At 58.8% G+C, this 23,057-nt stretch carries 19 protein-coding genes, 1 pseudogene and 1 riboswitch; of the genes and pseudogenes, 6 read left to right on the top strand and 14 right to left on the bottom strand.

Annotated features, from left to right (window positions below; translation table 11 throughout):
- Positions 1-235 precede the first annotated feature (235 nt).
- The 11 genes and pseudogenes from RMR21_RS18120 to RMR21_RS18070 form a co-directional block, all read right to left on the bottom strand.
- Positions 236-520: pseudogene (locus RMR21_RS18120) on the bottom strand (amidase family protein); the annotation flags it as partial.
- Position 521: 1 nt separating this feature from the next.
- Positions 522-4,061 carry an urea carboxylase gene (gene uca / locus RMR21_RS18115; RefSeq protein WP_498671786.1) on the bottom strand — a complete coding sequence of 1,180 codons (3,540 nt, stop codon included), beginning with the start codon at positions 4,059-4,061 and terminating at the stop codon, positions 522-524.
- A gap of 4 nt (positions 4,062-4,065) precedes the next feature.
- On the bottom strand, positions 4,066-4,716 hold the full coding sequence (locus RMR21_RS18110; protein WP_498670850.1) for an urea amidolyase associated protein UAAP2: 651 nt from the start codon (positions 4,714-4,716) through the stop codon (positions 4,066-4,068).
- 13 nt (positions 4,717-4,729) lie between these two features.
- Positions 4,730-5,548 (bottom strand): urea amidolyase associated protein UAAP1, encoded by an 819-nt coding sequence (locus RMR21_RS18105; protein WP_498670849.1) that lies wholly within the window; start codon positions 5,546-5,548, stop codon positions 4,730-4,732.
- A 2-nt stretch (positions 5,549-5,550) separates the two neighbouring features.
- Positions 5,551-6,378: an ABC transporter ATP-binding protein gene (locus RMR21_RS18100; RefSeq protein WP_498670848.1), complete on the bottom strand. Its 828-nt coding sequence runs from the start codon at positions 6,376-6,378 to the stop codon at positions 5,551-5,553.
- The gene (locus tag RMR21_RS18095) at positions 6,375-7,193 is read right to left on the bottom strand and encodes an ABC transporter permease (RefSeq protein ID WP_498670847.1); all 819 of its coding nucleotides are present in this window, start codon (positions 7,191-7,193) and stop codon (positions 6,375-6,377) included. The genes RMR21_RS18100 and RMR21_RS18095 overlap by 4 nt, the downstream gene beginning before the upstream one ends.
- 66 nt (positions 7,194-7,259) lie before the next feature.
- Positions 7,260-8,333 carry a putative urea ABC transporter substrate-binding protein gene (locus RMR21_RS18090; RefSeq protein ID WP_498670846.1) on the bottom strand — a complete coding sequence of 358 codons (1,074 nt, stop codon included), beginning with the start codon at positions 8,331-8,333 and terminating at the stop codon, positions 7,260-7,262.
- Positions 8,334-8,410: 77 nt separating this feature from the next.
- A riboswitch (guanidine-I (ykkC/yxkD leader) is annotated at positions 8,411-8,521 on the bottom strand.
- Positions 8,522-8,786: 265 nt separating this feature from the next.
- Positions 8,787-9,539 (bottom strand): GntR family transcriptional regulator, encoded by a 753-nt coding sequence (locus RMR21_RS18085; protein WP_498670845.1) that lies wholly within the window; start codon positions 9,537-9,539, stop codon positions 8,787-8,789.
- Positions 9,540-9,678: 139 nt separating this feature from the next.
- On the bottom strand, positions 9,679-10,809 hold the full coding sequence (locus tag RMR21_RS18080) for a sugar phosphate isomerase/epimerase family protein (protein ID WP_498670844.1): 1,131 nt from the start codon (positions 10,807-10,809) through the stop codon (positions 9,679-9,681).
- A gap of 79 nt (positions 10,810-10,888) precedes the next feature.
- On the bottom strand, positions 10,889-11,761 hold the full coding sequence (locus RMR21_RS18075) for an amino acid ABC transporter permease (protein WP_498670843.1): 873 nt from the start codon (positions 11,759-11,761) through the stop codon (positions 10,889-10,891).
- A gap of 3 nt (positions 11,762-11,764) precedes the next feature.
- On the bottom strand, positions 11,765-12,697 hold the full coding sequence (locus tag RMR21_RS18070) for an ABC transporter substrate-binding protein (RefSeq protein WP_498670842.1): 933 nt from the start codon (positions 12,695-12,697) through the stop codon (positions 11,765-11,767).
- A 627-nt stretch (positions 12,698-13,324) separates the two neighbouring features.
- On the opposite strand from RMR21_RS18070, the gene RMR21_RS18065 reads away from it, so the two are divergent.
- The 6 genes from RMR21_RS18065 to RMR21_RS18040 are packed head-to-tail and all read left to right on the top strand — an operon-like array spanning position 13,325 to position 19,273.
- Positions 13,325-14,440, top strand: a complete 1,116-nt coding sequence (locus tag RMR21_RS18065; protein WP_498670841.1) for an ABC transporter ATP-binding protein — start codon at positions 13,325-13,327, stop codon at positions 14,438-14,440.
- A gap of 23 nt (positions 14,441-14,463) precedes the next feature.
- On the top strand, positions 14,464-15,504 hold the full coding sequence (locus tag RMR21_RS18060; protein WP_498671784.1) for an extracellular solute-binding protein: 1,041 nt from the start codon (positions 14,464-14,466) through the stop codon (positions 15,502-15,504).
- A gap of 9 nt (positions 15,505-15,513) precedes the next feature.
- The gene (locus RMR21_RS18055; RefSeq protein ID WP_498670840.1) at positions 15,514-16,341 is read left to right on the top strand and encodes an ABC transporter permease; all 828 of its coding nucleotides are present in this window, start codon (positions 15,514-15,516) and stop codon (positions 16,339-16,341) included.
- A complete protein-coding gene (locus RMR21_RS18050) occupies positions 16,334-17,161 on the top strand; it encodes an ABC transporter permease (protein ID WP_498670839.1) in 828 nt (275 codons plus the stop codon). Before RMR21_RS18055 ends, RMR21_RS18050 begins: the two co-directional genes overlap by 8 nt.
- 23 nt (positions 17,162-17,184) lie before the next feature.
- Entirely contained in the window at positions 17,185-18,609 is a 1,425-nt protein-coding gene (locus RMR21_RS18045) for a M24 family metallopeptidase (RefSeq protein ID WP_498670838.1), read from the top strand.
- A 1-nt stretch (position 18,610) separates the two neighbouring features.
- A complete protein-coding gene (locus RMR21_RS18040; protein WP_498670837.1) occupies positions 18,611-19,273 on the top strand; it encodes a flavin reductase family protein in 663 nt (220 codons plus the stop codon).
- A gap of 295 nt (positions 19,274-19,568) precedes the next feature.
- Here RMR21_RS18040 and RMR21_RS18035 read toward each other — a convergent pair whose 3' ends face one another.
- From RMR21_RS18035 to RMR21_RS18025, 3 genes are read right to left on the bottom strand one after another with little or no spacing between them, the layout of a single operon-like run.
- Positions 19,569-20,462 (bottom strand): dihydrodipicolinate synthase family protein, encoded by an 894-nt coding sequence (locus RMR21_RS18035; protein ID WP_498670836.1) that lies wholly within the window; start codon positions 20,460-20,462, stop codon positions 19,569-19,571.
- A 22-nt stretch (positions 20,463-20,484) separates the two neighbouring features.
- Positions 20,485-22,104 (bottom strand): ABC transporter ATP-binding protein, encoded by a 1,620-nt coding sequence (locus RMR21_RS18030; RefSeq protein WP_498670835.1) that lies wholly within the window; start codon positions 22,102-22,104, stop codon positions 20,485-20,487.
- On the bottom strand, positions 22,097-22,963 hold the full coding sequence (locus RMR21_RS18025; protein ID WP_498671782.1) for an ABC transporter permease: 867 nt from the start codon (positions 22,961-22,963) through the stop codon (positions 22,097-22,099). The genes RMR21_RS18030 and RMR21_RS18025 overlap by 8 nt, the downstream gene beginning before the upstream one ends.
- Positions 22,964-23,057: the final 94 nt, after the last annotated feature.

Here is a 23,057-nt window from a genome sequence, read left to right as displayed (position 1 = left end):
ATTGACCCGAGAAGTGCCCGGTCGTGACATTGCGCTCCAATTTGAGGAGCGCTTTAATGAGTACGGGTATTTCGAGTTCGGACATTGTCGGTCAATAGAGCCTGAGCTTCGCCGACATTGATTTCATCAATTCCAAACCGGCCGCGACGAGGCTCGGCTTGGCCTCGCAGTTGAAGTTTTTCAGCGCACGCGGTTTTTTCGCTGACGCTAGCACATTGATCCCGAACGATGCTGCCGAATAGGCGGGGCAAGCGGCCGTCGTCGGTAGACCGGCGGCATCGATATTGTCCTTCACCGCGAAGGGTATGCCCCAGAGCGGCAGACTATTTGCCGCCGGCGCCCGCGCCACCAAATCGCGGGCCGCTTGACGAAGGTCATCATCCGGCGTGGGCGTGATGAAGATCGCCGGATCATTGGAGGCCGCGCGGCGGGCAATCACCTCCTCGGCGAGATCCAGCGGCGTCAGGCCTGATTGATAGGCGGCGCGAAGGCTTGAGAGATCGAGAATAGTCGGCAACATGTTACAAGGTCTCCAGAACAACGATGGTATCGCCGGCTTTGATATTTCGTCCGGGCCCGGCGCGTAGATCGCGGACGCGTCCAGCGGCGTGGGCAGTGACGTTGATCTCCATTTTCATGGATTCGATAATGGCAACCGTGTCGCCTGCGGCAACGGAAGCTCCCGGCTCCACCATGAGTTTCCAGATATTGCCCGGAACGCTGCTGGCAACACCGAAGCAGCCGGCCGGGATATCGCCCTCAAGGCTTTCGCCTGCTCCTTCGTCACTGACGAAACTGTCGAGACCTGTTTCCTTCCAGCTTTGCCGCTCGGCGTCAAAAGCCGCCTGCTGCGTGGCCTTGAAGCGATTGATTGACTCCACGTTGGCCTGTAGTTCCTTCTCATAGGCCGCATAGGAGAATTCCGTCTCCTCGATCCGCACGGGATAACCGCCATGCGGGAAGGCGGCCCGCGCCTCGGTCAACTCCTGATGGCTGACCGGAAAGAAGCGAATCTGGTCGAAGAAATTGAGCAGCCACGGCTTGCCCCTGACGAATTCGGGCGTCTGCCGCCAAGTGTTCCAGACCTGGATGGTGCGGCCGAACAGCTGGTAGCCCCCGGGACCCTCCATACCGTAGATGCACATATAGGCGCCGCCGATGCCAACGGCATTTTCCGGGGTCCAGGTGCGGGCGGGATTGTACTTGGTAGTGACGAGACGATGGCGCGGATCGACAGGGGTTGCCACCGGCGCGCCGAGATAGACGTCGCCAAGACCCAGCACGAGATAGCTGGCATCAAAGACGATGTCCTTCACCGCCTGTTCGTCCGGCAATCCGTTGATGCGGCGGATGAATTCGATGTTGGACGGGCACCAGGGCGCGTTCGGGCGAACCAGCTCCTGATATTTGCGCATCGCAAGCTCGGCATCCGGATCGTTCCAAGACAGCGGCAGGTGCACGATGCGGCTCGGGACCGTAACCGCTTGCGCGGGTGGAAGGCTCGCCTCTAGATCAGCTAACAGTCCAAGCAGACGCTTTCGCGTCAATGTCGTGCCATCATAATGAATCTGCAACGACCGTATGCCGGGCGTCAGGTCGATGAGACCGGGCAAGCGGGCCTCCACGACGGCCTGCATCAGCAGGTGAACACGTAGCCGCAGCGCGATATCGAGCGCCATCGGCCCGTATTCGACCAGCAGATTGTCGTCACCCTGGCGGCGGTAAACGACGGAAACAGGGCCATCGTCGCACGTCCCGACGATGGCCGAGCCGATATCCGCGCCCGGCCGATGAACGGCAGGACCGGCGACAGGATCTTCATTCCGCGCGACAGCATGAAAGCGGATACGGTCGCCGGGCTTGAACTGGCCCATCTTCCACTGTTCGTCGCGGGCGATCACCGCCGGGCAGACGAAACCGCCGAGGCTTGGACCATCAGGGCCGAGAATGATCGGCATGTCGCCGGTAAAATCGATGGCGCCGACGGCATAAGCGTTGTCGTGCAGATTGGAGGGATGAAGCCCCGCCTCTCCACCATCGCTGCGCGCCCATTTCGGAGCCGGGCCGATCAGGCGGACACCGGTGCGAGCGCTGTTGAAATGCACCTCGTAGGCGGTGGAAAACAGTGCGTCGATGTCGCCCGGCTGAAAGAAATCCGGTGCGCCATGGGGTCCGTAGACGACGCCGACGCTCCATTCACGGGTGAGTTCGGCCGGTTCGGTTACCGGTTCCGGCGGCTTGACAGGTGCTTGCCGCGCAAGGTGCAGTACATGGCCGGCCCTGAGTGTGCCGGTGGCGTTACCGCCGAACTGGCCCAGGCCGAACGTGGCGCGCGAGCCGAGTACCACGGGCGCGGAAAAGCCGCCCGCGACGGCGAGATAGGCGCGCTGGCCGGGACCTTCGATGGTACCGATGGACAGCAATTGCCCAGCCCGAATGGTCACGGCCGTGCCATGCGGCAGTTGGTTACCGTCACAGGTCATCGGCATAAGCGCCCCAGCGAGCGCAATCACCGTATCGGTGTGGAAGCGCAGTGTCGGGCCGGACACGGTCAGTTCCAGCGCGGCAGTCGTGTCGTTATTGCTGACCAGACGATTGGCATGGCGGAAGGAGCGCTCATCCATCGGTCCGCTCGGCGGCACGCCGACATGCCAGAGGCCGATGCGGCCTGGCAGTTCCTGAAGGCTGGACTGGGCGCCCGGAGACAGAACCTCGATGACATCCGGCACGAAGACGAAATCGCGCAGGGCCGTCGTGGCCACCTTGCCGCTTGCGAGAAGATCGGAAGCGGCGATTTCGCGGAGATAGTCGAGATTGGTCTCGATCCCGGCGATCGACGTCGCCGCAAGGGCTACCTGAAGTTTCGCGATCGCCGCAGGGCGATCCTCGGCCGCGACGATCAGCTTTGCCAGCATCGGATCGTAGAACGGCGTCACCTCGGTACCGGTCTCGATCCAGCCGTCGACACGGGCAGTTTCGGGAAATACGACCTCCGTCAGCAGCCCGGCGCTCGGGCGGAAGTCGGCATGCGGCATCTCGGCGTAGACGCGCACCTCGATGGCGGCGCCCTTCGGCGCCAGAGCCTCGGTACCCGAAAGCACATCCTCGCCGGCCGCCTGGCGGATCATCCATTCGACAAGATCGATACCGAACACCGCTTCCGTCACGGGATGCTCGACCTGGAGGCGGGTGTTGACTTCCAGGAAATAAAATTCCTCGCGGGCCGGATCGTAGATGAACTCGACCGTGCCCGCCGATGCGTAGGAAACCGAGCTTCCCAGATCGACCGCCGCCTTGTGCAGCCGTGCTCTTGTCGCCGGCGAAAGGCTTGGTGCCGGTGTTTCCTCGACAACTTTCTGGTTGCGCCGCTGCAGCGAGCAGTCCCGCTCGCCGAGCGCCACCACCTTGCCCATGCCATCGCCGAAGATTTGCACCTCGACATGGCGGGCATCGGCGACGAAACGCTCGATATAGACGCGGGCATCGCCGAAGCTGGCGCGCGCCGTGCGTTGCACGCTTTCGAAGGCGTCCTTCAGCGTTTGCGCATCGGTACACAGCTGCATGCCGATGCCGCCACCGCCCGCCGTGCTCTTCAGCATCACCGGATAGCCGACGGTTTCGGCGGCTGAGAGCGCGTCATCGATGCCCTCCAGCAGTCCGCTGCCCGGCAGAAGCGGCACGCCGCTCGATTTTGCCAGTTCGCGGGCAGTGTGTTTCAGCCCGAAGGCTGAGAGATGCTCCGGACGCGGCCCGATGAAGGCTATGCCCTCATCTGCCAGCCGTTCGGCAAAACCGATATTTTCGGACAGAAACCCGTAGCCGGGGTGTACGGCTTGCGCGCCCGTCGCCTTGCAGGCGGCGATGACGGCATCGACGTTGAGGTAGCTTTCCGTTGCGGGGGAGGGGCCGAGACGCACTGCTTCGTCCGCAAGCCGCGTTGCCATAGCAAACCGGTCGGCGTCGGAATAGACGGCGACGGAGGCGATACCCATTGTCTTCAATGTCCGGATGACCCGGACAGCGATTTCGCCTCTGTTGGCGATGAGAACCTTGTTGAATATCAAATCAGACCCCCGCATCCCAGATCAGCACACGGATCGGTGTCGGATCGAAGCCGTTGCAGGGATTGTTGATCTGCGGGCAATTGGAGATCACGCAGAGCACGTCCATCTCGGCCACCAGCTCGACATAGTCGCCCGGCGACGAGATGCCGTCGACGATGGTCATCTTGCCATCCGGGCTGATCGGCACGTTCATGAAGAAGTTGATGTTGGGCACGATGTCGCGCTTGCTCATGCCGTGTTTCATCACCTCGATCACAAAGTTGTCGCGGCAGGCATGCAGGTATTTGGTGCCATGGCCGAAACGCACGGTATTGCTCTCGCAGGAGCAAGCCCCAGCCGACGTATCGTGGCGGCCGCAGCTGTCGGCCGTCATCGTCAGCATCACGCGGCCTTCGTTGGACATGATCCGCGTGCCGGTACCGACATAGGCCGCACCCTGTTCGCGCATCGTATCCTGGTTGGAGTAACGCTCGGAAAAATCAACGGCCTTGTAGAACAGCGTATCGATCGCCTGCTGGCCGTAGCTGTCTTCGATGCGGATCGTCTGGCCCTTGCGCACGATGCCGGACCAGGGCGCTTCGGCCGGAATGAAATGATCGTGCGCGGCGTTTTCGACAGTGCGCGCGGCGGCGGTCTGAATGAAATCGGTCATGGTCCGCTCCTCCTCAAGCCTGCATCAGGGCGTTGTTTTCAAAACCGCGAACGGCCTCGGCGGTGGCCGTGCGGGCAAGATCGTCTGCTGCCGGTGCTGCTGCATGGAAGCGGGTGATGGTCACAGGCGCGGGCGCATAGACCGGATTGGGGTCGAGCGGGTGCGGGCAATTGGAGAGCGCCACCACCATGTCCATCTCGGCACGCATTTCGGCGTAGTCGCCGCTGTTGGAGGTCTTGCCCTGCCAGCGGAACCCGCCGGCATCGTCGATGCGGACCGGTGCAAAGAGATTGAGAACGGCCGGAATATCGCGGCGATCGAGACCGAGCTTGCCGGCTGCCAAGATGAAGTTGTCGCGCGTGTTGCGGGTCTTGACGCCCGGATATTTCGCGGCGTTCGACGCTGCCGTCGATCCGCCCATCAGGCAATCGTGAGAACCCGCGCTGTCCTCGATCATCGAGAACATCACGCGGCCCATATCGGAGAAGATCACCCGTCCCTTGCCGAGCGCGGTCGTCCACTGCATCTTGACCGTATCGACCAGGTTGAGCCGCTCGCTGGTGTCGGCGGCGTTCCAGGCGATCAGCGCCACGGTCGAGGCGCCGTCGTGCTGGTCGATGCGCAGCGCCTCCCCACGCTTCAAAAGGGTCGACCAGTACCAGCCGCCGGGGATGATTTCCTGATGGATGATTACAGTGGAAGAGATCGCCGGCGCGGGCAGAGCGCTCGGTGTCGGAAGTGTCTTGGGAGCGAACTCCAGGCCCTTCTTCTGATGTTCTCCGTAGCGCTGCCGGTTGGCGGCGATTTCTTCTGCGGAACGTCTGACGTGCATGGCTATTTATCTCCTGACGGACTGGAAGACGGGTCGTCCCGGCGAAGGCCCTGTAAAGCGACCGGGCCGTCCCGATCAGGGTTTGAATGCGAAGGCTCGCCTGCGCGGCGCGGCGGCCAGATGGCAATGTCCTTGGTGATGGTGGCGCCGTAGCGCTGTTTTTCCTCCGGCCGATCGCGCGGACGCTCGAAGGCGACAACGCGGGTGGCAAGCGTGAAGGCTTCGCGCATGTCATGCGTGACCATGACCACGGTCATCTGCGTCTCGTGCCAGAGTCGCTTCATCAGCGTGTGGATTTCGGCGCGAATGCCGGGATCGAGCGCGCCGAAGGGCTCGTCGAGCAGCAGGACCTTCGGTTTCATGATCAGCGCCTGAGCCAGCGCCAGCCGCTGCTGCATGCCGCCGGAAAGCTGGGCGGGATATTTGCCTTCCGCGCCTGAGAGACCCACTTCGGCAATCAACTGCCGGGTCTCCTCGATGCCCGCGCGCCGGGCCGCGCCGAAAAGTTTGGCCTTGTATCCGGAGGCCGTCAGCTCCTTGCCGAGCAGCACGTTCCCTAGCACTGTCAGATGGGGGAAGACCGAATAGCGCTGGAAGACGATACCGCGATCCGGACCCGGCTCGGGCGGCAGAGGCTCGCCGTCAAGCAGGATCGTACCTCTGGTTGCCTGTTCCTGGCCGAGCAGCATGCGCAGGAAGGTTGACTTGCCGCAGCCCGACGGCCCCACAAGTGCGACGAAGGCGCGGGATGCAACGGTGAGAGAAACATTCTCCAGCACGATCTGGTCGCCATATTCCTTCCAGACATTGTCGATGATCAGTTCGCTCATCCCTGCTTCTCCAGTTCGGACCAGGGGAAGACAGCGATGCGGATGCGGTCGAGGATGAAGTTGGTGAGAACGGCGAGAAGCGTGATCCAGACGACATAGGGAAAGATGACGTCCATCGACAGATAGCGGCGGACGAGGAAGATGCGGTAGCCGAGCCCAGAGTCCGACGAGATTGCTTCCGCGGCGATCAGGAACAGCCAGGCAGGACCGAGCTGCAGCCGCACGCAGGTGATCAGCCGGGGCAGGATCTGCGGCAGCACGACACGAAGGGCGATCTGCCACGACGAGCCACCCAGCGTTTCAGCCTTGACGATCTGTTCGCGCGGCAGTTCCAGTGCCTTCAAGCCCAGGTCGCGGATCATCGTCGGCGCGACGCCGATGACGATGAGCGCGATCTTGGATGTCTCGCCAAGGCCCATGACGATGAAGAGAATGGGCAGCAATGCCAGCGGCGGCACCATGGAAATGACGGCGACGAAAGGGGCGAGCAGAGCCCGCAGATAGGGCAGCATGCCGATGACCATGCCGATCAAAAGCGCCGTCAGCGTTGAGATGCCAAGCCCTGCGAAAAGCCGGATCAGGCTGGCAGCCGTATCCGACCAGAGCAGATAGTCGCCGGTGCGTGCGTCCGGCAGGAAAGCCAGCCGGTTGATGGCCTCGGTAAAGCCCGCAAGACTGGGCAGCAGCTTGTCATTGGCATTTTCGGCCAGCCGCGCGGCCGACCCCGCCGTGTAGGCGGCGATCAGCAGCAAGAAGGGCAGTAGCATGAGGGCAAGTTGCGTACCCCGCCTCGGCTTGGTGTTGATCCAGCGCATGGATATGGCTCCGCTGATGAAAGGAAATGGCGACGCGGAAGACCGCATCGCCGGTCGGGGCAACGCTCAGAGCGAACCGTCAGCAGCAGCCTTCATGTAAGTCTCGGTGAAGCGCAGCTTGACGTTGCCGCTGTCGCCGAGCACCGTGCCATCCGGCATTTCGACGCCGATGACATCGGCTGAGGCCGCGCCACTGCCGAGCAAGCCTTTTTCGAACAGGAAGTTGCGCACGAGATCCATCGTCTTCGGCAGGCTCGGCGACGAGGTGAAGGCAACAGCATCGGCCGGCTTGTCGAACAGCTTGGTCGCAGCGATCTGGGCTTCGAAGCCCGCGAGATCCGTGCCGGATGCTTTGCCCATGGCTTCACGGGCGGCCTTGCCCTCCGCATTGTCGGCCGTCATGAGGGCTGCTGTCTCGTACCAAATGCCTGCAAGCGCCTTGCCGAAGTTCGGATTGTCTTTCAGCACGTCAGAATTTGCGACCATCAGGTCGATGATTTCGCCCGGGATCTGCGAGCTGTCGAAGACCTTGTGGGCACCCGGAAGCGCCACGATTTCGGCCACCATCGGGTTCCAGGTAACCATGGCGGTGACATCGGCCGTCTGGAAGGCGCCGACCATGTCCGGATCGGCCGTGTTGACAACCTTCAGGTCCTTTTCGGACAGGCCGGCAGTCTCAAGTGCGCGGGCGAGCAGGTAGTGGGAGACGGAAAACTCGACAAGATTGACATTCTGGCCCTTCAGATCGGCAAGGCTCGCCTTGTCTTTCAGGATCACCGCATCGTTACCGTTCGAAAAGTCGCCGACGATGACGGCGGTCGTATCGACGCCGCCCGCTGCCGGAATGGAGAGGCCGTCCATGTTGGTCAGCGTCACGGCGTCGAAAGCGCCGGCGGTGTACTGGTTCATCGATTCGACATAGTCGTTGAACTGGGTGACTTCGATCTTGATGTTGTATTTGTCCGCCCATTTCTTGACGATGCCGTGGTCGCGGGCATAGCCCCAGGGCATCCAGCCCACATAGATCGACCAGGCAACCTTGAAATCAGTCTTCGGTGCGGCGAAGGCGGCCGACGCCATGCCAAAGGCCAGCGAAGCCGTGAGTGCAGTGATTGAGAGCATTTTCGAAAAAGTCTGCATTGAATTTCCCCTTTTTGCTTTTCTTCAAAAAAGGGATCGGCATGGACCATCGCTCCGCCAATCCCTTGGCTAACGAGGTCTCCCGGGCTTTTGTCCCGCCGTGCACCCGGCGGGATGTCTCCCCTACCGGTGGCAGCTCTCGGACCAGCACGCTTTCTGACAGCGCCGGAACCCTAGCCACCAACTCTGTGGATTAACAAGCAAGGGGCGTGCCAAAGTTCAATTCATTGGTTTCGCACGAAAAATTCACAAAGCTGTTAGGTTGCGCCCAAAAACTGCATGCACATGCCCATTAATTGAGCATGCAGATTTGGAGTTCGGCGGTAGAGTGTGAATTTCCGTGTCAGCCTGAACTATTCCATAAATAGGCGTTATCCCACGACGGATGTCTTTTCAGACACTTACGCTATCTGACCAACCTGTCGCGGTTCGATTCCTATCAAGACGACGCGATTAGGAAAAATTCTCCAGCACGGCCAGAAATGTATGTCTATCGCCCTGTCCCTCAGTCAATCGTACGCGGCCCTCGATGTCTGCAAGGTGATGGTCCATCAGTTGCTGCGCCTTTGCGAGATCCTTCTCTTTCAGGGCTGTGACTATCAACCGATGGTGATCGGCGCCGCAGTCGTCTTTCCGCTCCTCCTCGTAAAGGGACATGACGAGCGAGAGGCGCGCGACGATCTTTGACAACACCTCCGTCAACACGGCATTGCCACCAAGCTCCGCCAAAACGACATGGAACTTGCCTGACAGCACCGTCTTCGACTTCTCATCACCATGGTTATGGATGTGTTCTTCCTCGTCGGTTAGCTTTTCAAGCGCGTCCAACTGATCGGCAGTCGCGTGGTCCAGGACAAGCTCCAGGATAACGTGCTCGAGCTTGCGACGGGCCTCGAACAAGGCCTTGGCCTCTTCAATGCCTGGCTCTGCCACGAAAGTGCCGCGGTTCTTTTTGCGCTCCAAAAGGTGGTCACTCTCCAGAACGCCGAGCGCGCCGCGCACGACCGTGCGGCTGACCCCGAAATGGTCGGCTATGGCATCTTCCAGAATTTTGACGCCGGGCTTGAGCGCGCCCTCACCGATTGCTGCGGCCAGAGTGTTGCGGATGCGCTCGGTCACGTCGTCATTGGCGGTTTCGGCCGTATCCACCGGGCTGCTGGCCTTGGGTGCGGTCTTGGCGCTTAGACGTCGCCTTGTGATCTTCATTGTCGTCTCCAGATCGGATCAAGCGATATGATTATTTTCATGGGAATATTCCTGCGTATATGCGCTTGATCCTAAAAATTTCGTTCGTCCCTTGGTTTTTAAAGTTGGCGACACACGTGTTCGATGGAATACGCGAGTCCTAGGCTGCGTGCTGCTTCCTGGATGGCGTCGAAAGTGGAATTCCATTCGCCTGGCAAATCTCTTCAATGTGACGTGCAGACGCCTTGATGAAGGTCAGCGCTTCGTTGAAGCCATAGGACTGGTGCTCATAGGACGGATAGCCATACTGGCTCGCCTCATAGATCTCCCAGTCCGGTACTTCTCCGCTGGCCACACGTTTTTCAAATGCGTCCACCAATCCGAGATAGGCCTCGAGTTCCTCTGCCGTCAGGTCGGGATGGCCGGCGCGCCAAATTGGATCATCGATCTCGATGCATTGGCGGGGATTGGCCTTGCGTGGCTTGTCCTCGACGGAGGCCGCAACCTCCAGGGAGAGGTTCAAGTCGGGATTGGCTTTGGCAAGGATAGGGATGATCGTGGCGAAATCGACAATGCCGCGACCGACGGGGCGTGTCTGGAAATCGAGGCCGCCCGTGGCATGACCGACATAGGCATCCTTGATGTGGGTTTGGCGCACATAGGGGGCTACCCGTTTTGCGGCAAAAACGGGGTGCTCGGCGCGTTGCAGGCCGTTTGCCGTGTCGAAGACGACACCCATGCAATCCTCGCCGACCTTTTCGATCAGCCGCAGGATTTCGAAGGAGGTGATTTCGTCATGGGTTTCCATATTAAGATGAACGCCAGTTGCGCGCGCTACCGGCGCGAGCTTCAGCAAGACCTTCTCGATGCCCAGCAACTGCTCGTCCCAAGTCACATCGGTGCGGAAGCGGTCATTGGCCAGCCGTCCGCGATATTCCGATTTGAAGTTGCCCGGCGATACCCAGAGTTCACGGCAGCCGATGGCCGCACTCGCTTCGATCATGCGGGTAAAGCCCAGGATAACGTCGCCACCCCCGATCGCGCGAAACTCAGGGGCCTCGGCACTGCAATAGGGATTGATCTTGCCAACGCCCGCTTCGAGGTAGAGGCCAAGTTCATCAGCTTTTGCTCTGATATCGGCTAGTTCGCATTTGTCCAGCGTCTCGCTTATGTCGAGCACCGTGCTGAAGAAGATGCCGCCGAGACCGAGTTCCTTGACGTGTTCGAGGCTTTTGAGTGGGCCACGCTTTCTGGCTTCGGGCAGTTTCTGTCCGTCGATACCTAGTTTCATGGGTATGCTCCTTCATGTTTCCTGATCGGATTTGCTGCAATGGCATTTCCGTTTGATTGATGGTTGAATTGGCGGCGCGTCAGGTGCGTCGCCGGGTATCTTTCTGCGCGCCGGCATCTCGACCTTTTGGCGCGAGGTGCTTTTCCAGAAAATGCTGGCCGATGGATGCGATGGTTGTGATGAGCAAGTACCAGAGCGAGGCAACGCACAGCAGTTCGATGACGAGGAAGTTGCGCGCGTAGATAGCCTGCGCCTGGGTCAGCAGGTCCTGCATGCCGATGACGGAAACGATAGCGCTGGCCTTCAACATGCCGATGGCCTGGTTGCCGGTTGGCGGGACAATCAGACGGATCGCTTGAGGCAGAACCACTGTCCGAAGCGTCTGGAGGGGCTGCAAGCCCAATGAAGAGGCCGCCTCACGCTGGCCACGGTCGACGGCGGTCAATCCGCCGCGAATGATCTCGCTCATATTGGCCGCTTCGTGCAGGCCGAGTGCTAGAAACCCGGCAAGTGCGGGGGTTACAAGGTCGTTGATGGCTATGGAATAGGTGCCGATGCCCACCATAGGAATAAACAGCGCGATGTTGAACCAGAAGAAGATCTGGACGATCAGCGGCACGCCGCGAAACCACCAGACGAAGGCGACGGCAATCGCTTTCAAAACGATGTTCTGGCTTGTGGCCATGATGGCGACGATGCAGCCGAAAGCGGTCCCGAACACCATGGCGCCCGCCGTCAGTTGCAGGGTCAGAACAACGCCGTCGAGGATAACTGGATCGATCATATAGCGGGGAATTTCGCCCCATTGAACAGTTTGGTTTCGTGCGACTGTGAGGATGACGAGTACCACCGCGAGGATCGCGCTGGTACCTGTTGTGATCTGCCCCCACCGCATCGGCTTGCCGAGCGGAGGTGCGATGGCCATGCTGACGGGTTGAGCGAATAGGGACATGGCTCAATTCACCGGCATGCTGGCGGCGTCGTTGAACTTCACGGTCTTCACGGCAAGCGGGCCAAGGCCCCATTTCTCCATGATGGCCTTGTAGGCACCGCTATCGACCATGTGTTGCAGCGAGGCGATAACCGTATCTCGCAAATCCGGATTGTCCTTCGAGACCAGCATGCCGAGATAGCCGACTGCGAGACGAACGTCTGGCAGCGCTTGCAGGCCGACGCCCTTGCCAGTCTGGTTTTCGGTTGTGTAGACGCTGGTCGCATAACCGTTGACGGTTGCATCGGCACGGCCGGTGCGCACGGCCTGCAACACATCCGGCATTTTCGGGATGGACATGGTGTTCATCGGTGTCGTGCATTTCGCCGATGCTGTCTCCACTAGGCGTGCCTGGAACGTGCCGACTGGTACGGCAACTTTCTTGCCGCAGAGGTCTTCCATGCTCTTGATGCCGAGCGGGTTGCCCTTGATGGTCATGATGGTGGTGGCGTCGAACATGTAGTCAATGACATCGACCTGCTTTTCCAGCTCAATATCATCATTGATGCCGGAAATGGTCATGTCGAAACGCTTGGAGAGGACAGCCGGCACGATGGCGGCACCTGCGCCGACATTGGTCATCTGAACATCAATGCCGAGAATGACGCCGAGCGCTGCTGCAATATCGGCATCGATCCCGATAAGCTTGCCGTCTTCCGACTGGAAGCTTATCGGCGGCGTCAGGTCGGTTGCGACCTTGAGCACTTTCTTGTCCTTAATTGTAGAAGGTAAGCGGTCCGCCAGTTTCTGGTCGAATGCGATCCCCGGCAGTTTAGCGACATCTGCGGTGGGTACCATCTTGATGGCGGAACCTTCTGCGGCATGGACCGATGTGGCCAGCAGCGCGAACGCGATACCGGTAAGGCCGTTTTTGAGACTTTTCGTGAAGCGGCGCATGCGGTCCCCTTTTTGATTTTTATCGGAGTGAATTCACAGGAACAACGATGCAATCGGCATGCCAGCTTGATCGACGAATGTTTGATGCACTGTTTTTAAAGAGATATTTCTGAATTCGTCAGATTCAAAACTTTTCGCACAAATATTCGCATAGAAGTTCGGAAGCGCGATGATTAAAAAATCAGCCGTTGCGGCGCTCAATGTCATGGATTTAAGGCTTGGCTACCTACGTCATTGATTTTGATACGCATTCCGCCATGTGCTCAAATTGTGAGAGTCATGATCTGCTGCATGTTTTCGATCAATCAACGGCAGATTTCGTGTTTTGACGCTGAAATACTGCTTATTGAATAAGCTAAATCGACGGCGAGTGCACATTTTTTAAATTCGAAAATAAATTCGGTTAGATATTATTATAAATATTCGAAAGTGTAAAAATCATAAATAAATGTTTTTTATCAATACATTGACCTAAGCTATACGTTGGAACTCGGAAACTGGCACGCAGCTTGCAAATCCCTTGGTATGACCAACACAGAAACCCACATCGCTGATCGATCCCATCTTCGCGCCGTAACATCGGGCGCAGAAAACTTTGACGGCAGAAGGCAACCCGAGGGGATATCAATGGCAGAGGTCTCGAAGGCAGGCGATGGTAAGCAGCTCAGCGTTCGCGGCCTGACCCATAGCTATGGTGGACAGAATGCGATCAGCGATATCTCGTTCGAGGTTGCTGCTGGCGAGATCGTAGCACTTCTGGGGCCGAGCGGCTGTGGTAAGTCCACAGTGCTGCGGGCAATTGCGGGGCTGATCCAGCCAAAAAGCGGAATGATCCAACTCGGCGGTCAGGACCTTGCCCATGTTTCGGCGCGTTCTCGCGGCATTGGCATGGTGTTCCAGAATTACGCCCTGTTCCCGCATCTGACGGTCGCTGAGAACATTGCTTATCCCTTGGCCTGCCAGCGGATGCCGAAGACGCAACGCAGGGAACGGGTGGACGAGATGCTCTCGCTCGTGCAGTTGAAGGGTTATAGCAATCGATTGCCGCGTGAACTGTCTGGCGGCCAGCAGCAACGCGTAGCGGTTGCCCGTGCCATTGCCGGGCGGCCATCGCTTCTGTTGCTCGATGAGCCTTTCGGTGCGCTCGACCGGGCGCTTCGCTTCGATCTGCAGGTTGAGCTTCTACATCTCCAGAAAACCCTTGGCATCACAACGCTGATCGTCACACACGACCAGGAAGAGGCGCAGAGCCTTGCCGGGCGTCTGGTGCTGATGAACAAAGGCAATGTCGAGCAGATCGACACGCCAATGGCCGTTTATGACCGGCCGAAAACACTTTTTGTTAACACCTTCATCGGTCAGGCCAATATGCTGCATGGCACGGTGCAGGGGTTGGATGCAGAGGCAACGACCATTGCGCTTACGAACAGCAAGACACTCGTTCTGCCGCGTCGGCTGAACTTCACTGTTGGCTCCAACGTCACCATCACCTTCCGCCCCGAAGACGTTCGTCTTTCCACGAACCAAAGTGAATTTGCGCTGCCAGCGCGGTTGACGGTGTCCGTTCCTCTGGGGCCGACGCTCGTCCATGATCTTCTTCTTGAGGACGGCACGGGCCTGCGGGCATCGCAGGTGCGCGGACCGGCCACATTCATTCCCGAGCCGGGAGCACAGCTCTTTGCCGAGATTGACACCACTCGGTGTCACGCCTTTCCGAGCGAACCGGAAGCATCCAGTGAATGAACAACAACAATAGAGGTGAACAGATGCAGGACTTTAACATTACACGACGTCATTTCGGATTGCTTGCCGCCGGTGCGGCTGTCGCAGTCGCCGCCCCCTTTGCAGCCCGTGCTGCCGGCGGCACCGCGGTCGCTGCGACGTTTCCGGGCAATTGGGAAGACGGCTATCGCACGGTACTGACGCCGCTCGTCAAGGAGGCCGGTTTTGACCTTACGGTTGCGCCAGCTATGGCGCAGGATCAGCTTGCCAAGGTCATGGCCAGCCCCGGTAACCCGCCCTACGATACACTGCTGATGTCGCCCGGCCAGATGGCCGTGGCCATCGAAAATGACCTGATCCAGAAGATCGATCCGTCCAAACTCAAGAACTGGAACATGCTCGATCCGGCGTTCCAGGGCGAGTATGGCCCGACCGTCACGGTCGAAGTCAATGGCATCGCCTATAACCCGGATCTGGTTCCAGCGCCAAAGGGCTACCGCGACCTGTTCGAAAACCCGGCCTATAAGGGCTTGGTGTCTTGGACCGGTTTCGCCTCCAACACGGGCGTGATGGCTTATACCGAACTCGCCAAGATATTCGGCAAGGGTCCTGATGACATGGACGCCGTGTTCAGGCTGTTCAAGGACAATCCGGAGCAGATCAAGGGCGTCGTCGCCAGCACGAACCACCAGATGACCTTGTTCCAGCAGGGCGAAATCGCGGTCTTCATGTGCTCGACAGGCAATGTCGCCCGTCTCAAAGCAATGGGTCTCAAGGCCGAGTTCGTCCAGCCTGAAACTGGCTCTCCGGCCGCTCCCGTCAACATTCATCTGACCAAGGGTGCGAAAAACCCCGATGCGGCCTATGCCTATATGGACGCCGCCATCTCCAAGGCAGCGCAGGACAAGCTGAAAATGCCGCCGACGGAGATGTTCCCCACAAACAAGCAAGTGGAACTGACGCCCGGTATCGAGGCCTATGTGAAGCGCGAACAGCTTGCGTCGCTGGTATATCCGGACTGGGCTGCAATCAACAAGAACCGTGCGGAATGGATCCGCCAGTTCGACGCTCTCGTTGCCGGTTGAGGTTACACAATGAAAGCGAGCGGTTTCCCATACGTTATCCCGATGCTTTTGCTGTCGGTGGCGTTCTTTGCGACGCCGCTCGCCGTTCTCGTCGGGTTCAGTTTTATCGGTCCTGACGGCGTGTCGCTGCACAATTACGCACGCTTTCTGGGCGATGCGTTCAATTACCGGGTGCTGGTCAACACTGCCACACTCGGTCTCCAGACCATCGCCAGCACCACCTTGCTCGGCATCCCGATAGCACTTCTCTATTGGCACAGCGGCAAGACTGCGCGGCAGATCATCATCTTCCTGACACTCATTCCGATGCTGACCAGCAATGTGGTGCGCACCTTTGCCTGGATCGTCATCCTTGGACGACAGGGACCGATCAGCGAGGCCTTTGTCGCGCTCGGACTTGCCGAGCGGCCGTTTACGCTGCTCTCCACCGAACTGGGTCTGGTCATGGCCATGTGCCAGATCGACTTGCCCCTGATCATCCTGCCACTGATTGCCATCCTGTCGCGCACGCCAGTGCAGTTCACCGAGGCTGCGCAGGTTTCGGGTGCCGGGCCGTGGCGTATCTTCGTCACGGTTCTGCTGCCGATGATGCTGCCCGGCCTGCTGGCGGGCTGGATCCTCGTCTTTGCCAGCACCAGTGCTTCTTTCGTCACCCAGGCTGTCATAGGCGGTGCGCGCAATGTCTATGTACCGCAATTGATCTACCGCGAGGTCGGAACGCTATTCGATTGGTCCATGGCTTCCGCCATCGCCGTCGTCCTGCTTCTGTCGACCGGCATTCTCCTCGTCGCCATGACCATGATTTCCCGTCACCGGAGGCTTGTCGGCCATGCATAATCATCCTGAAAACCCGATCCCGACTTTCCTCTACAAGGCATTCGTCTTCGGTTTCGGCAGCCTCAGCCTGATCTATCTCGTGGCACCGATTGTGATCGCAATCACCATGTCATTCACGTCAGGCCAGACGCTCAAATATCCGCCCGAGGGGTTCTCGCTGCGCTGGTATGAAGCGCTGATCGATCCTGTCCGTTCCGGAACGGAGCATATTGCCGCCGGCAATTCGCTGAAGATCGCGGGCCTCGCAGTGCTGGGATCGCTGCTGTTTGCCGTGCCTGCTACCATCGGCATGGCGCGTATGAGGCGTAGCACGGTCAATGCGCTGGAGCCGTTTCTGCTCGCCCCGCTCGTTCTGCCAAGCCTGGTTTATGGTCTGGCGGCGCTGATCGTGGCGAATTTCGTCGGTTTCCAGCCATCGCTCTGGCTCACCGTTATCGGCCATGTCGTCGTGTTCGGTCCGCTGATGTACCGGGCCGCATCCGTCGTCGCGCAGGGCATCAATCCGTCGCTGGCAGAAGCCTCCACCGTGATGGGCGCAACATGGTACACGACGCTCAGGCGCGTGATCCTGCCGCTGCTCACCCCCGGCATTCTGGCCGGTGCCTTCCTCGTCTTCATTCAGTCGCTCGACAACGTCTCCGTCTCGCTCTTCCTTGCCGATGCGCAGACGACCGTGCTGCCGCTTCGCATGTTCGCACTGATCGAAGAATCGCTCGATGTCCGCGTCGCGGCAATGTCGGGAATTCTGATCGGACTCACATTCATCGTGATGCTGGTAGCGAGGCGCGTATTGGCGCCGGCACGGCAAGCTGACCAATAAAAATACTCTGGAAGGAATACCCAATGAATAGACACGCCACTAAGGCAGGCGACTACCGCATCGGATCGCTGCTGGCCGATTTCCAGCCGGATTTCGACTTTGTCGCACCGCTGCCTTTGCCCGTCGATGAGTTTGAAGACCGCTTACGCCGCATCCGTCGCCAGGCTGTCGAAGGTGGCCATGATGCGCTGATCGTCCACACCGGTGGCGTCGGCTGGTTCCATACCTCGAACGCCTATCTGCGCTACATCTGCGACTGGATGCGCGAGGGCGTGCTGATCATCCCGACGGATTCTGACAAGCCGATGGTGCTCTTGTCCTTCTTCACCCAATCCGTGCTTCTGCCGCCGGGTGGCGAGCCTGTGCTGGTGGAAGACATCTGGCAGATCGGCCCGATAGGTCGCGAATATGCGGACCGTCCGGGCGACAGCTTGATCAAGACCGCTGAGAAATGTGCAGAACTGCTGGCTGGCATGGGCTTGGCGAAGGCGCAGATCGGCCGCATCGGTGATCGCACATCACTCACCTTATGGGCGGCACTCGATGAACTGATGCCGAAGGCTAAGTTCGTCGCTGACAATGCCATTCTCGACCGGATGCAAAAAGTGCGCTCTCCGCGCGAAATCGAAATGTTTCGGGGTGCTGCCCAGCTCATCAGCATCGCCACACAGGCGGCCTATCACGTTGCCAAGCCCGGTGTGACCGATCACGAAATCTATGCAGCCTTCACACAGGCACAGCTTTCCTTCGGTGGCGAGACTGGTGACGGCTACCAGATTGGCATCAACGAGTTCGGCACCCATTGCGGTAAGCCTTACGGCCATGTCGTGCGTCCGGGCGATCTTATCAATCTATACGTCTCCAACATCACCTATCGTGGCTACACCGCACAAACAGCGCGCATGATCGCGGTTGGCGATATCACCAAGCGGCAGGAAGAGGTGCTGGCGGCCTGCACTGAAGGCGTCAAACGTGCCGAAAAACTCATCCGTCCCGGCGCGTTGATGCGTGACGTCAACAACGCTGCCTTCGAGCCGATGATCGAGCGCGGTATGCTGACTTCGCCCGAAGCCCGCACCATGCCCTACAACTGGGCACCGATGGATGATGGCAGCGCGCGGCTGATCCCACGGCAATATGTGAAGAATATCGACTGGGAAGCGCAGGGCCGCACCCTGATGCATGTCTATCCGGCAACACATGGCCCACATAACCCCAATCTCGGCCACTCGGTCGGCATGGCTGGTGGGCAAAACAGTTTCAACATCTCGTCTCACAATTACGACCGGATGGAGGAGGGCATGGTGTTCGTTCTGCACACGCAATGGCTTGAGCCGCTGTCGGCAGGCTGTAATGTCGGTGACATGTATGTCGTCACCAAGGACGGGTTTGAAAACCTGGCGCGCCACACACCGCTTGAAATCCACCGCATCTCCGCCGAGGCCTGATATGACCGACTACACCCATTTTGATTTCGCCAAGCTCAATGAGCGGGAACGTTACAAGATTCTAATCGGAACCGTCATTCCGCGTCCAATCGCCCTGGTAACCACGGTGAGCAAGGACGGCATACCAAACGCTGGACCGTTCAGTTTTTTCAACGTGCTGACTCATGATCCAGCCATCGTCGCCATCGGCGTCGAGAACTACTCGGACATGCGCTTCAAGGACACCGCCCGCAATATCAGAGAAACGGGCGAATTCACCGTCCACATCTGCGACAATGCGCTTGTCGAGCAGATGGAAATCTGCGCCATCAAGTTCGGCCCCGAGGTCAACGAGATGGAGGAGGCTGGCCTTGCCACGGTTCCCGGCCAGATGGTCTGCAGCCCCCGTATTCTGGCCGCTCCTGCAGCTTTGGAATGCCGCCGCCACACGACCCTGCAGGTCGGCCCGGCCCGAGAAATCATTCTCGGTGAAGTCGTCGGCGTCTTCGTCCGCAGTGATGCGGTCAATGCTGCTAACCTGCATATCGACCAGCAGCTCATGGATGCCGTCGGCCGCATGGGTGGGCACACTTATACCCGCACACGCGACCAGTTCGATATCAAAACGCTGACGCCGCAGGAATGGGAAAGCCGGAAGGCGGATGAGAAGGTGGCGGCGGAATGAAGTCGATAGATTTTGCAAATTCAGAGGCTTACTTGGTGTGAGATAGCTAAGTCTGTTGGTTGGGGTTCGAACCCCTTCAAGGCGTGTAAGCCTAAACTCTTACTATTTTTATCAACCGAAATCCGATCTAAAAACAGTATGTTAGCGTAGTGAAAGACGTCCAATCCTAGACTGGATTTGCGCCATAACGCGTCTAATCATTCGGCTAGTTGAGAAGGAAAATCGCAAGCTCCCGTGCAATCGCTCCTGGATCCTGACAACCGACCGATCATGAACCAGACAGCGTCCGGAGTTGTCACGCCTTTGCAACCAGAAGGCCATATTTCCTGAGGATTTCCTCAATCTTTTGATCCTGTGCAGCATCGGGAAGCAATGCAGGCTGGCGACTTGCGCCGACAGATGCGTCCTGCAAATAGAGCGAGCGCTTCACCATTGCTGGCGGAAAGCCATGGGCATAGAGTTCCGTTCGGAAGGCCGTGTAGATCGACTGCTGCCGTGCCGCTTGCGCGAGGTCTCCGGAATTGAAGCCGTTGACTATGCCTGCGAGGACGTCCGGCATAGCGTTTCCAAGACCGGAGATACAACCCGTGGCACCGTTTTGCAGCGCCCAGAGTACGAGATGATCAGGGCCGGAATAGACCTCGAAACCTTCGACGTCCTTTGAAACCTGCAAGTAGGCTTCCAACGTTTCTTGCGAGCCGCCGGAATCCTTGATCCCGGCTATATTGCCATGGGTCGCCAGTTTTCGCGCAGTCTCAGGTTCGATGTGGTTTTGTGTGCGTGCTGGAATGTCGTAGAGATAGACTGGTGTGCTGACCGCATCTGCAACCGTCGAAAAGTGACGCACCAGGCCGTCTTGGGTGCAGGCGATGAAGAATGGCGTTATCACGGCAATGCCGGTCGCGCCTATACGGTTGAATTCCCTGGCAAGTTGCAGCGTCTCGAACGTCGCGGGCATACCGGCATTGACGATCACGTCGACCTTGCCGCCGACTTCATCCACGACTTCTTCCAGAAGCCTGATTTTTTCGGAGTGGGTCAGAGCGGAGAAATCACCGTTTGTGCCTGCGCACATGATGTTGTTGCCAGCCTTAACCTGACGGCGAACCTGCGCGCGGGTGGCTTCGTAGTTGATGGTCTCGTCATCATTAAAGCAGGTGACGATCGCGACGAAGGCTTTTTTGGTCATGATCTATACTCCGGTCATTCAATCAGGAAACGCTCGCTAGGCGAGCATTCCGGTTGGCCGCCTGGACGTCCGGGTCGGGGTCGAGGGTGGCGGAAATCAGGGCTTGGGTGTAGCGCTGCTGCGGGTTGTCAAAGACCTGCGCGACCGTGCCGAATTCAACGACCTCCCCCTTCTGCATGACCATGACGTAATCAGCAAAATCACGAACGAGGGGCAGGTCATGGGCGATGAAGATGAAGGCAATGCCCATCTCACGGCGCAGTTTGTCGAGCAGCCTCACCACCTGCGCCTGAACAGACACGTCCAGCGCTGAAACGGCCTCGTCGCAGACGATGAGCTTCGGTTCAAGAGCAAGTGCGCGGGCAATGGCGATACGCTGGCGTTGACCACCGGAGAACTGATGGGGGTAACGACCCATATGCTCGGGCGATAGTCCAACCTGATCGATCAATTCTGCTGCGCGTTCACGCCATTTGGTCCTGGGCAGGATCTCCGGGTGGATCACCCAGGCCTCGGAGATCAACTGGTACACCGTCATACGGGGATTGAGGGATTGTGTCGGGTCCTGAAACACCATTTGCAAGTCGCGGCGCAGCTTGAAGAGTTCGGCTGGCGAAAGCGCGAAAAGGTCCTGGCCTTTCCAATGCGCTGTGCCGCTGTCCGGGTCATCCAGGCGCAAAAGGATACGCGCGAGGGTGGATTTTCCAGAACCACTCTCACCGACAACGGCAAGCGTTTCGCCAGCTTTCAAGTCGAAGGAAACGCCCTTCAGCGCTTCAAACCCGCCATAAGACTTGCGGGCATCCCGAACCTTGAGGATCGGTTCGCCATCGGTCGCTGGTTCGTGCAACTCACCCTTTCCGGGAGCGGCGGCAATCAGCTTTTTGGTATAGGGGTGTTGTGGATTTCGATACACCTCACGAATGGTCCCACTCTCGACGAGCACACCCTTTTCCATGACGACAACGCGGTCGGCAACTTCGGACACGACGCCGAGATCGTGGGTGATGATCAGCACGCCCATGCCGGTTTCGCGTTGCAGTTCCTTGAGCAGCGCCAGAACTTCCGCCTGCACAGTCACATCTAGCGCTGTCGTCGGCTCATCCGCGATCAGCAGGTCGGGTTTGAGCGCCAGCGCCATGGCGATCATCACACGCTGGCGCTGGCCACCGGAAAATTCGTGCGGGTATTTGTCGAGCGCCTTTTCCGGCTCTGGCAAAGCCACGCGCTTGAACAGGCGCAAGGCTTCTGCCTGTGCCTGCTTGTTGTCGATGCCATGCGTCCTCAGGGCCTCGCGCATCTGCCAACCCACCGTATAGACCGGGTTCAAGTGGCTCAGCGGGTCCTGAAAAATCATGGCGATGAGGCGACCATTCACGGCCCGGCGGTCGTTGGCACTCATCTTGAGGAGGTCCTTGCCGTTGAGCAAGATTTCGCCTGAGGAAATCTTGCCCGGCGGCATGTCGATCAGGTTCATGATCGCAGAGGATGATACAGATTTGCCCGAACCGCTTTCGCCCAGAATGGCGAGCGTTTCTCCACGGTCCAGATGGTACGAGATGTTGCGCACAGCTTTGACGGTGCCTGTGGCGGTATAGAAATCCACAGAGAGGTTGCGGACCTCAAGCAAATGATCAGCCATTTTTCGGTCCTTTCATTTCCAGGCGCCAGCGCTGGACGGGATCGAGCGCGATACGCAGCCAGTTCGACAGAAGGTTGAGTGACAGCGTGGTGAGGATGATCGCCAAACCCGGCCAGAATGATAGCCACCATGCGTTTGTAAGGTACTGACGGCCTTGGCTGATCATGAGACCCCAGGTGATTTCAGGTGGTTGAATGCCGATGCCAAGGAAGGACAGCGCACTTTCTGCCAGCATGACATAGGCAAAATCGAGCGTCGCCAATGTTGTCAGCGTGGGTAAAACCACAGGCAGGATGTGGCGAAACAGAATGCGTTTTGACGACGCACCCATGACACGCGCTGCCTGCACGAACATGCGGCTGCGGATCTCCATCACCTCGGCACGCGTGGTGCGAAGGTAGACGGGAATGCGCGTGATCGATAGGACCAACATCAGGTTGAGGATCGAAGAACCGAGGATGTAAAGGACGATGACGGCGACCAGCAAGGAGGGAAACGACATAATGACGTCGGCAAGGCGCATGATGATCTGGCTGACGCGCGATGACGCGAAGCCGGCGATGAGGCCCAGCAGGGTGCCGACGACGGCTGAGATGATGACCGCACCGGCAGCGACCATGATCGTGTTCTGGGTCGCAACGATGATGCGCGGCCAGAGCGGACGCCCGAGTGCGTCGGCACCGAGCCACATGAACCATTCGCGGCTGAAATCGAACGGCGCGAGGTTGCGGCCACGGAGATTTTGTTTGGTAGCGAGCTCGTTGAGCAGGGGCGGACCGATGATCGCGAGGATGATCACCACGACGAGAAAAATAGCGGCACAGAGCGCGAACTTGTCTGCCCACAGCATACGTGCCATGCGCACGATTGCGCTTGCCTCTTCCAGGACGGGTTCTTTTGTGGAGCCGTTATCGGCGGTTTTAGGGGATTCAGTGGCCATGATCATACCGCTC

This window comes from Agrobacterium sp. rho-8.1 (assembly GCF_033957725.1).
GTDB lineage: Bacteria > Pseudomonadota > Alphaproteobacteria > Rhizobiales > Rhizobiaceae > Agrobacterium.
This window is presented reverse-complemented; position numbering and strand designations above follow the sequence as displayed.

What these genes read in the sequence shown, in the direction of transcription:
- RMR21_RS18110 (WP_498670850.1), bottom strand. Translation starts at nt 4,716, where the DNA reads ATGACCGATTTCATTCAGACCGCCGCCGCGCGCACTGTCGAAAACGCC.
- RMR21_RS18105 (WP_498670849.1), bottom strand. Translation starts at nt 5,548, where the DNA reads ATGCACGTCAGACGTTCCGCAGAAGAAATCGCCGCCAACCGGCAGCGC.
- RMR21_RS18100 (WP_498670848.1), bottom strand. Translation starts at nt 6,378, where the DNA reads ATGAGCGAACTGATCATCGACAATGTCTGGAAGGAATATGGCGACCAG.
- RMR21_RS18095 (WP_498670847.1), bottom strand. Translation starts at nt 7,193, where the DNA reads ATGCGCTGGATCAACACCAAGCCGAGGCGGGGTACGCAACTTGCCCTC.
- RMR21_RS18090 (WP_498670846.1), bottom strand. Translation starts at nt 8,333, where the DNA reads ATGCAGACTTTTTCGAAAATGCTCTCAATCACTGCACTCACGGCTTCG.
- RMR21_RS18085 (WP_498670845.1), bottom strand. Translation starts at nt 9,539, where the DNA reads ATGAAGATCACAAGGCGACGTCTAAGCGCCAAGACCGCACCCAAGGCC.
- RMR21_RS18080 (WP_498670844.1), bottom strand. Translation starts at nt 10,809, where the DNA reads ATGAAACTAGGTATCGACGGACAGAAACTGCCCGAAGCCAGAAAGCGT.
- RMR21_RS18075 (WP_498670843.1), bottom strand. Translation starts at nt 11,761, where the DNA reads ATGTCCCTATTCGCTCAACCCGTCAGCATGGCCATCGCACCTCCGCTC.
- RMR21_RS18070 (WP_498670842.1), bottom strand. Translation starts at nt 12,697, where the DNA reads ATGCGCCGCTTCACGAAAAGTCTCAAAAACGGCCTTACCGGTATCGCG.
- RMR21_RS18065 (WP_498670841.1), top strand. Translation starts at nt 13,325, where the DNA reads ATGGCAGAGGTCTCGAAGGCAGGCGATGGTAAGCAGCTCAGCGTTCGC.
- RMR21_RS18060 (WP_498671784.1), top strand. Translation starts at nt 14,464, where the DNA reads ATGCAGGACTTTAACATTACACGACGTCATTTCGGATTGCTTGCCGCC.
- RMR21_RS18055 (WP_498670840.1), top strand. Translation starts at nt 15,514, where the DNA reads ATGAAAGCGAGCGGTTTCCCATACGTTATCCCGATGCTTTTGCTGTCG.
- RMR21_RS18050 (WP_498670839.1), top strand. Translation starts at nt 16,334, where the DNA reads ATGCATAATCATCCTGAAAACCCGATCCCGACTTTCCTCTACAAGGCA.
- RMR21_RS18045 (WP_498670838.1), top strand. Translation starts at nt 17,185, where the DNA reads ATGAATAGACACGCCACTAAGGCAGGCGACTACCGCATCGGATCGCTG.
- RMR21_RS18040 (WP_498670837.1), top strand. Translation starts at nt 18,611, where the DNA reads ATGACCGACTACACCCATTTTGATTTCGCCAAGCTCAATGAGCGGGAA.
- RMR21_RS18035 (WP_498670836.1), bottom strand. Translation starts at nt 20,462, where the DNA reads ATGACCAAAAAAGCCTTCGTCGCGATCGTCACCTGCTTTAATGATGAC.
- RMR21_RS18030 (WP_498670835.1), bottom strand. Translation starts at nt 22,104, where the DNA reads ATGGCTGATCATTTGCTTGAGGTCCGCAACCTCTCTGTGGATTTCTAT.
- RMR21_RS18025 (WP_498671782.1), bottom strand. Translation starts at nt 22,963, where the DNA reads ATGGCACGTATGCTGTGGGCAGACAAGTTCGCGCTCTGTGCCGCTATT.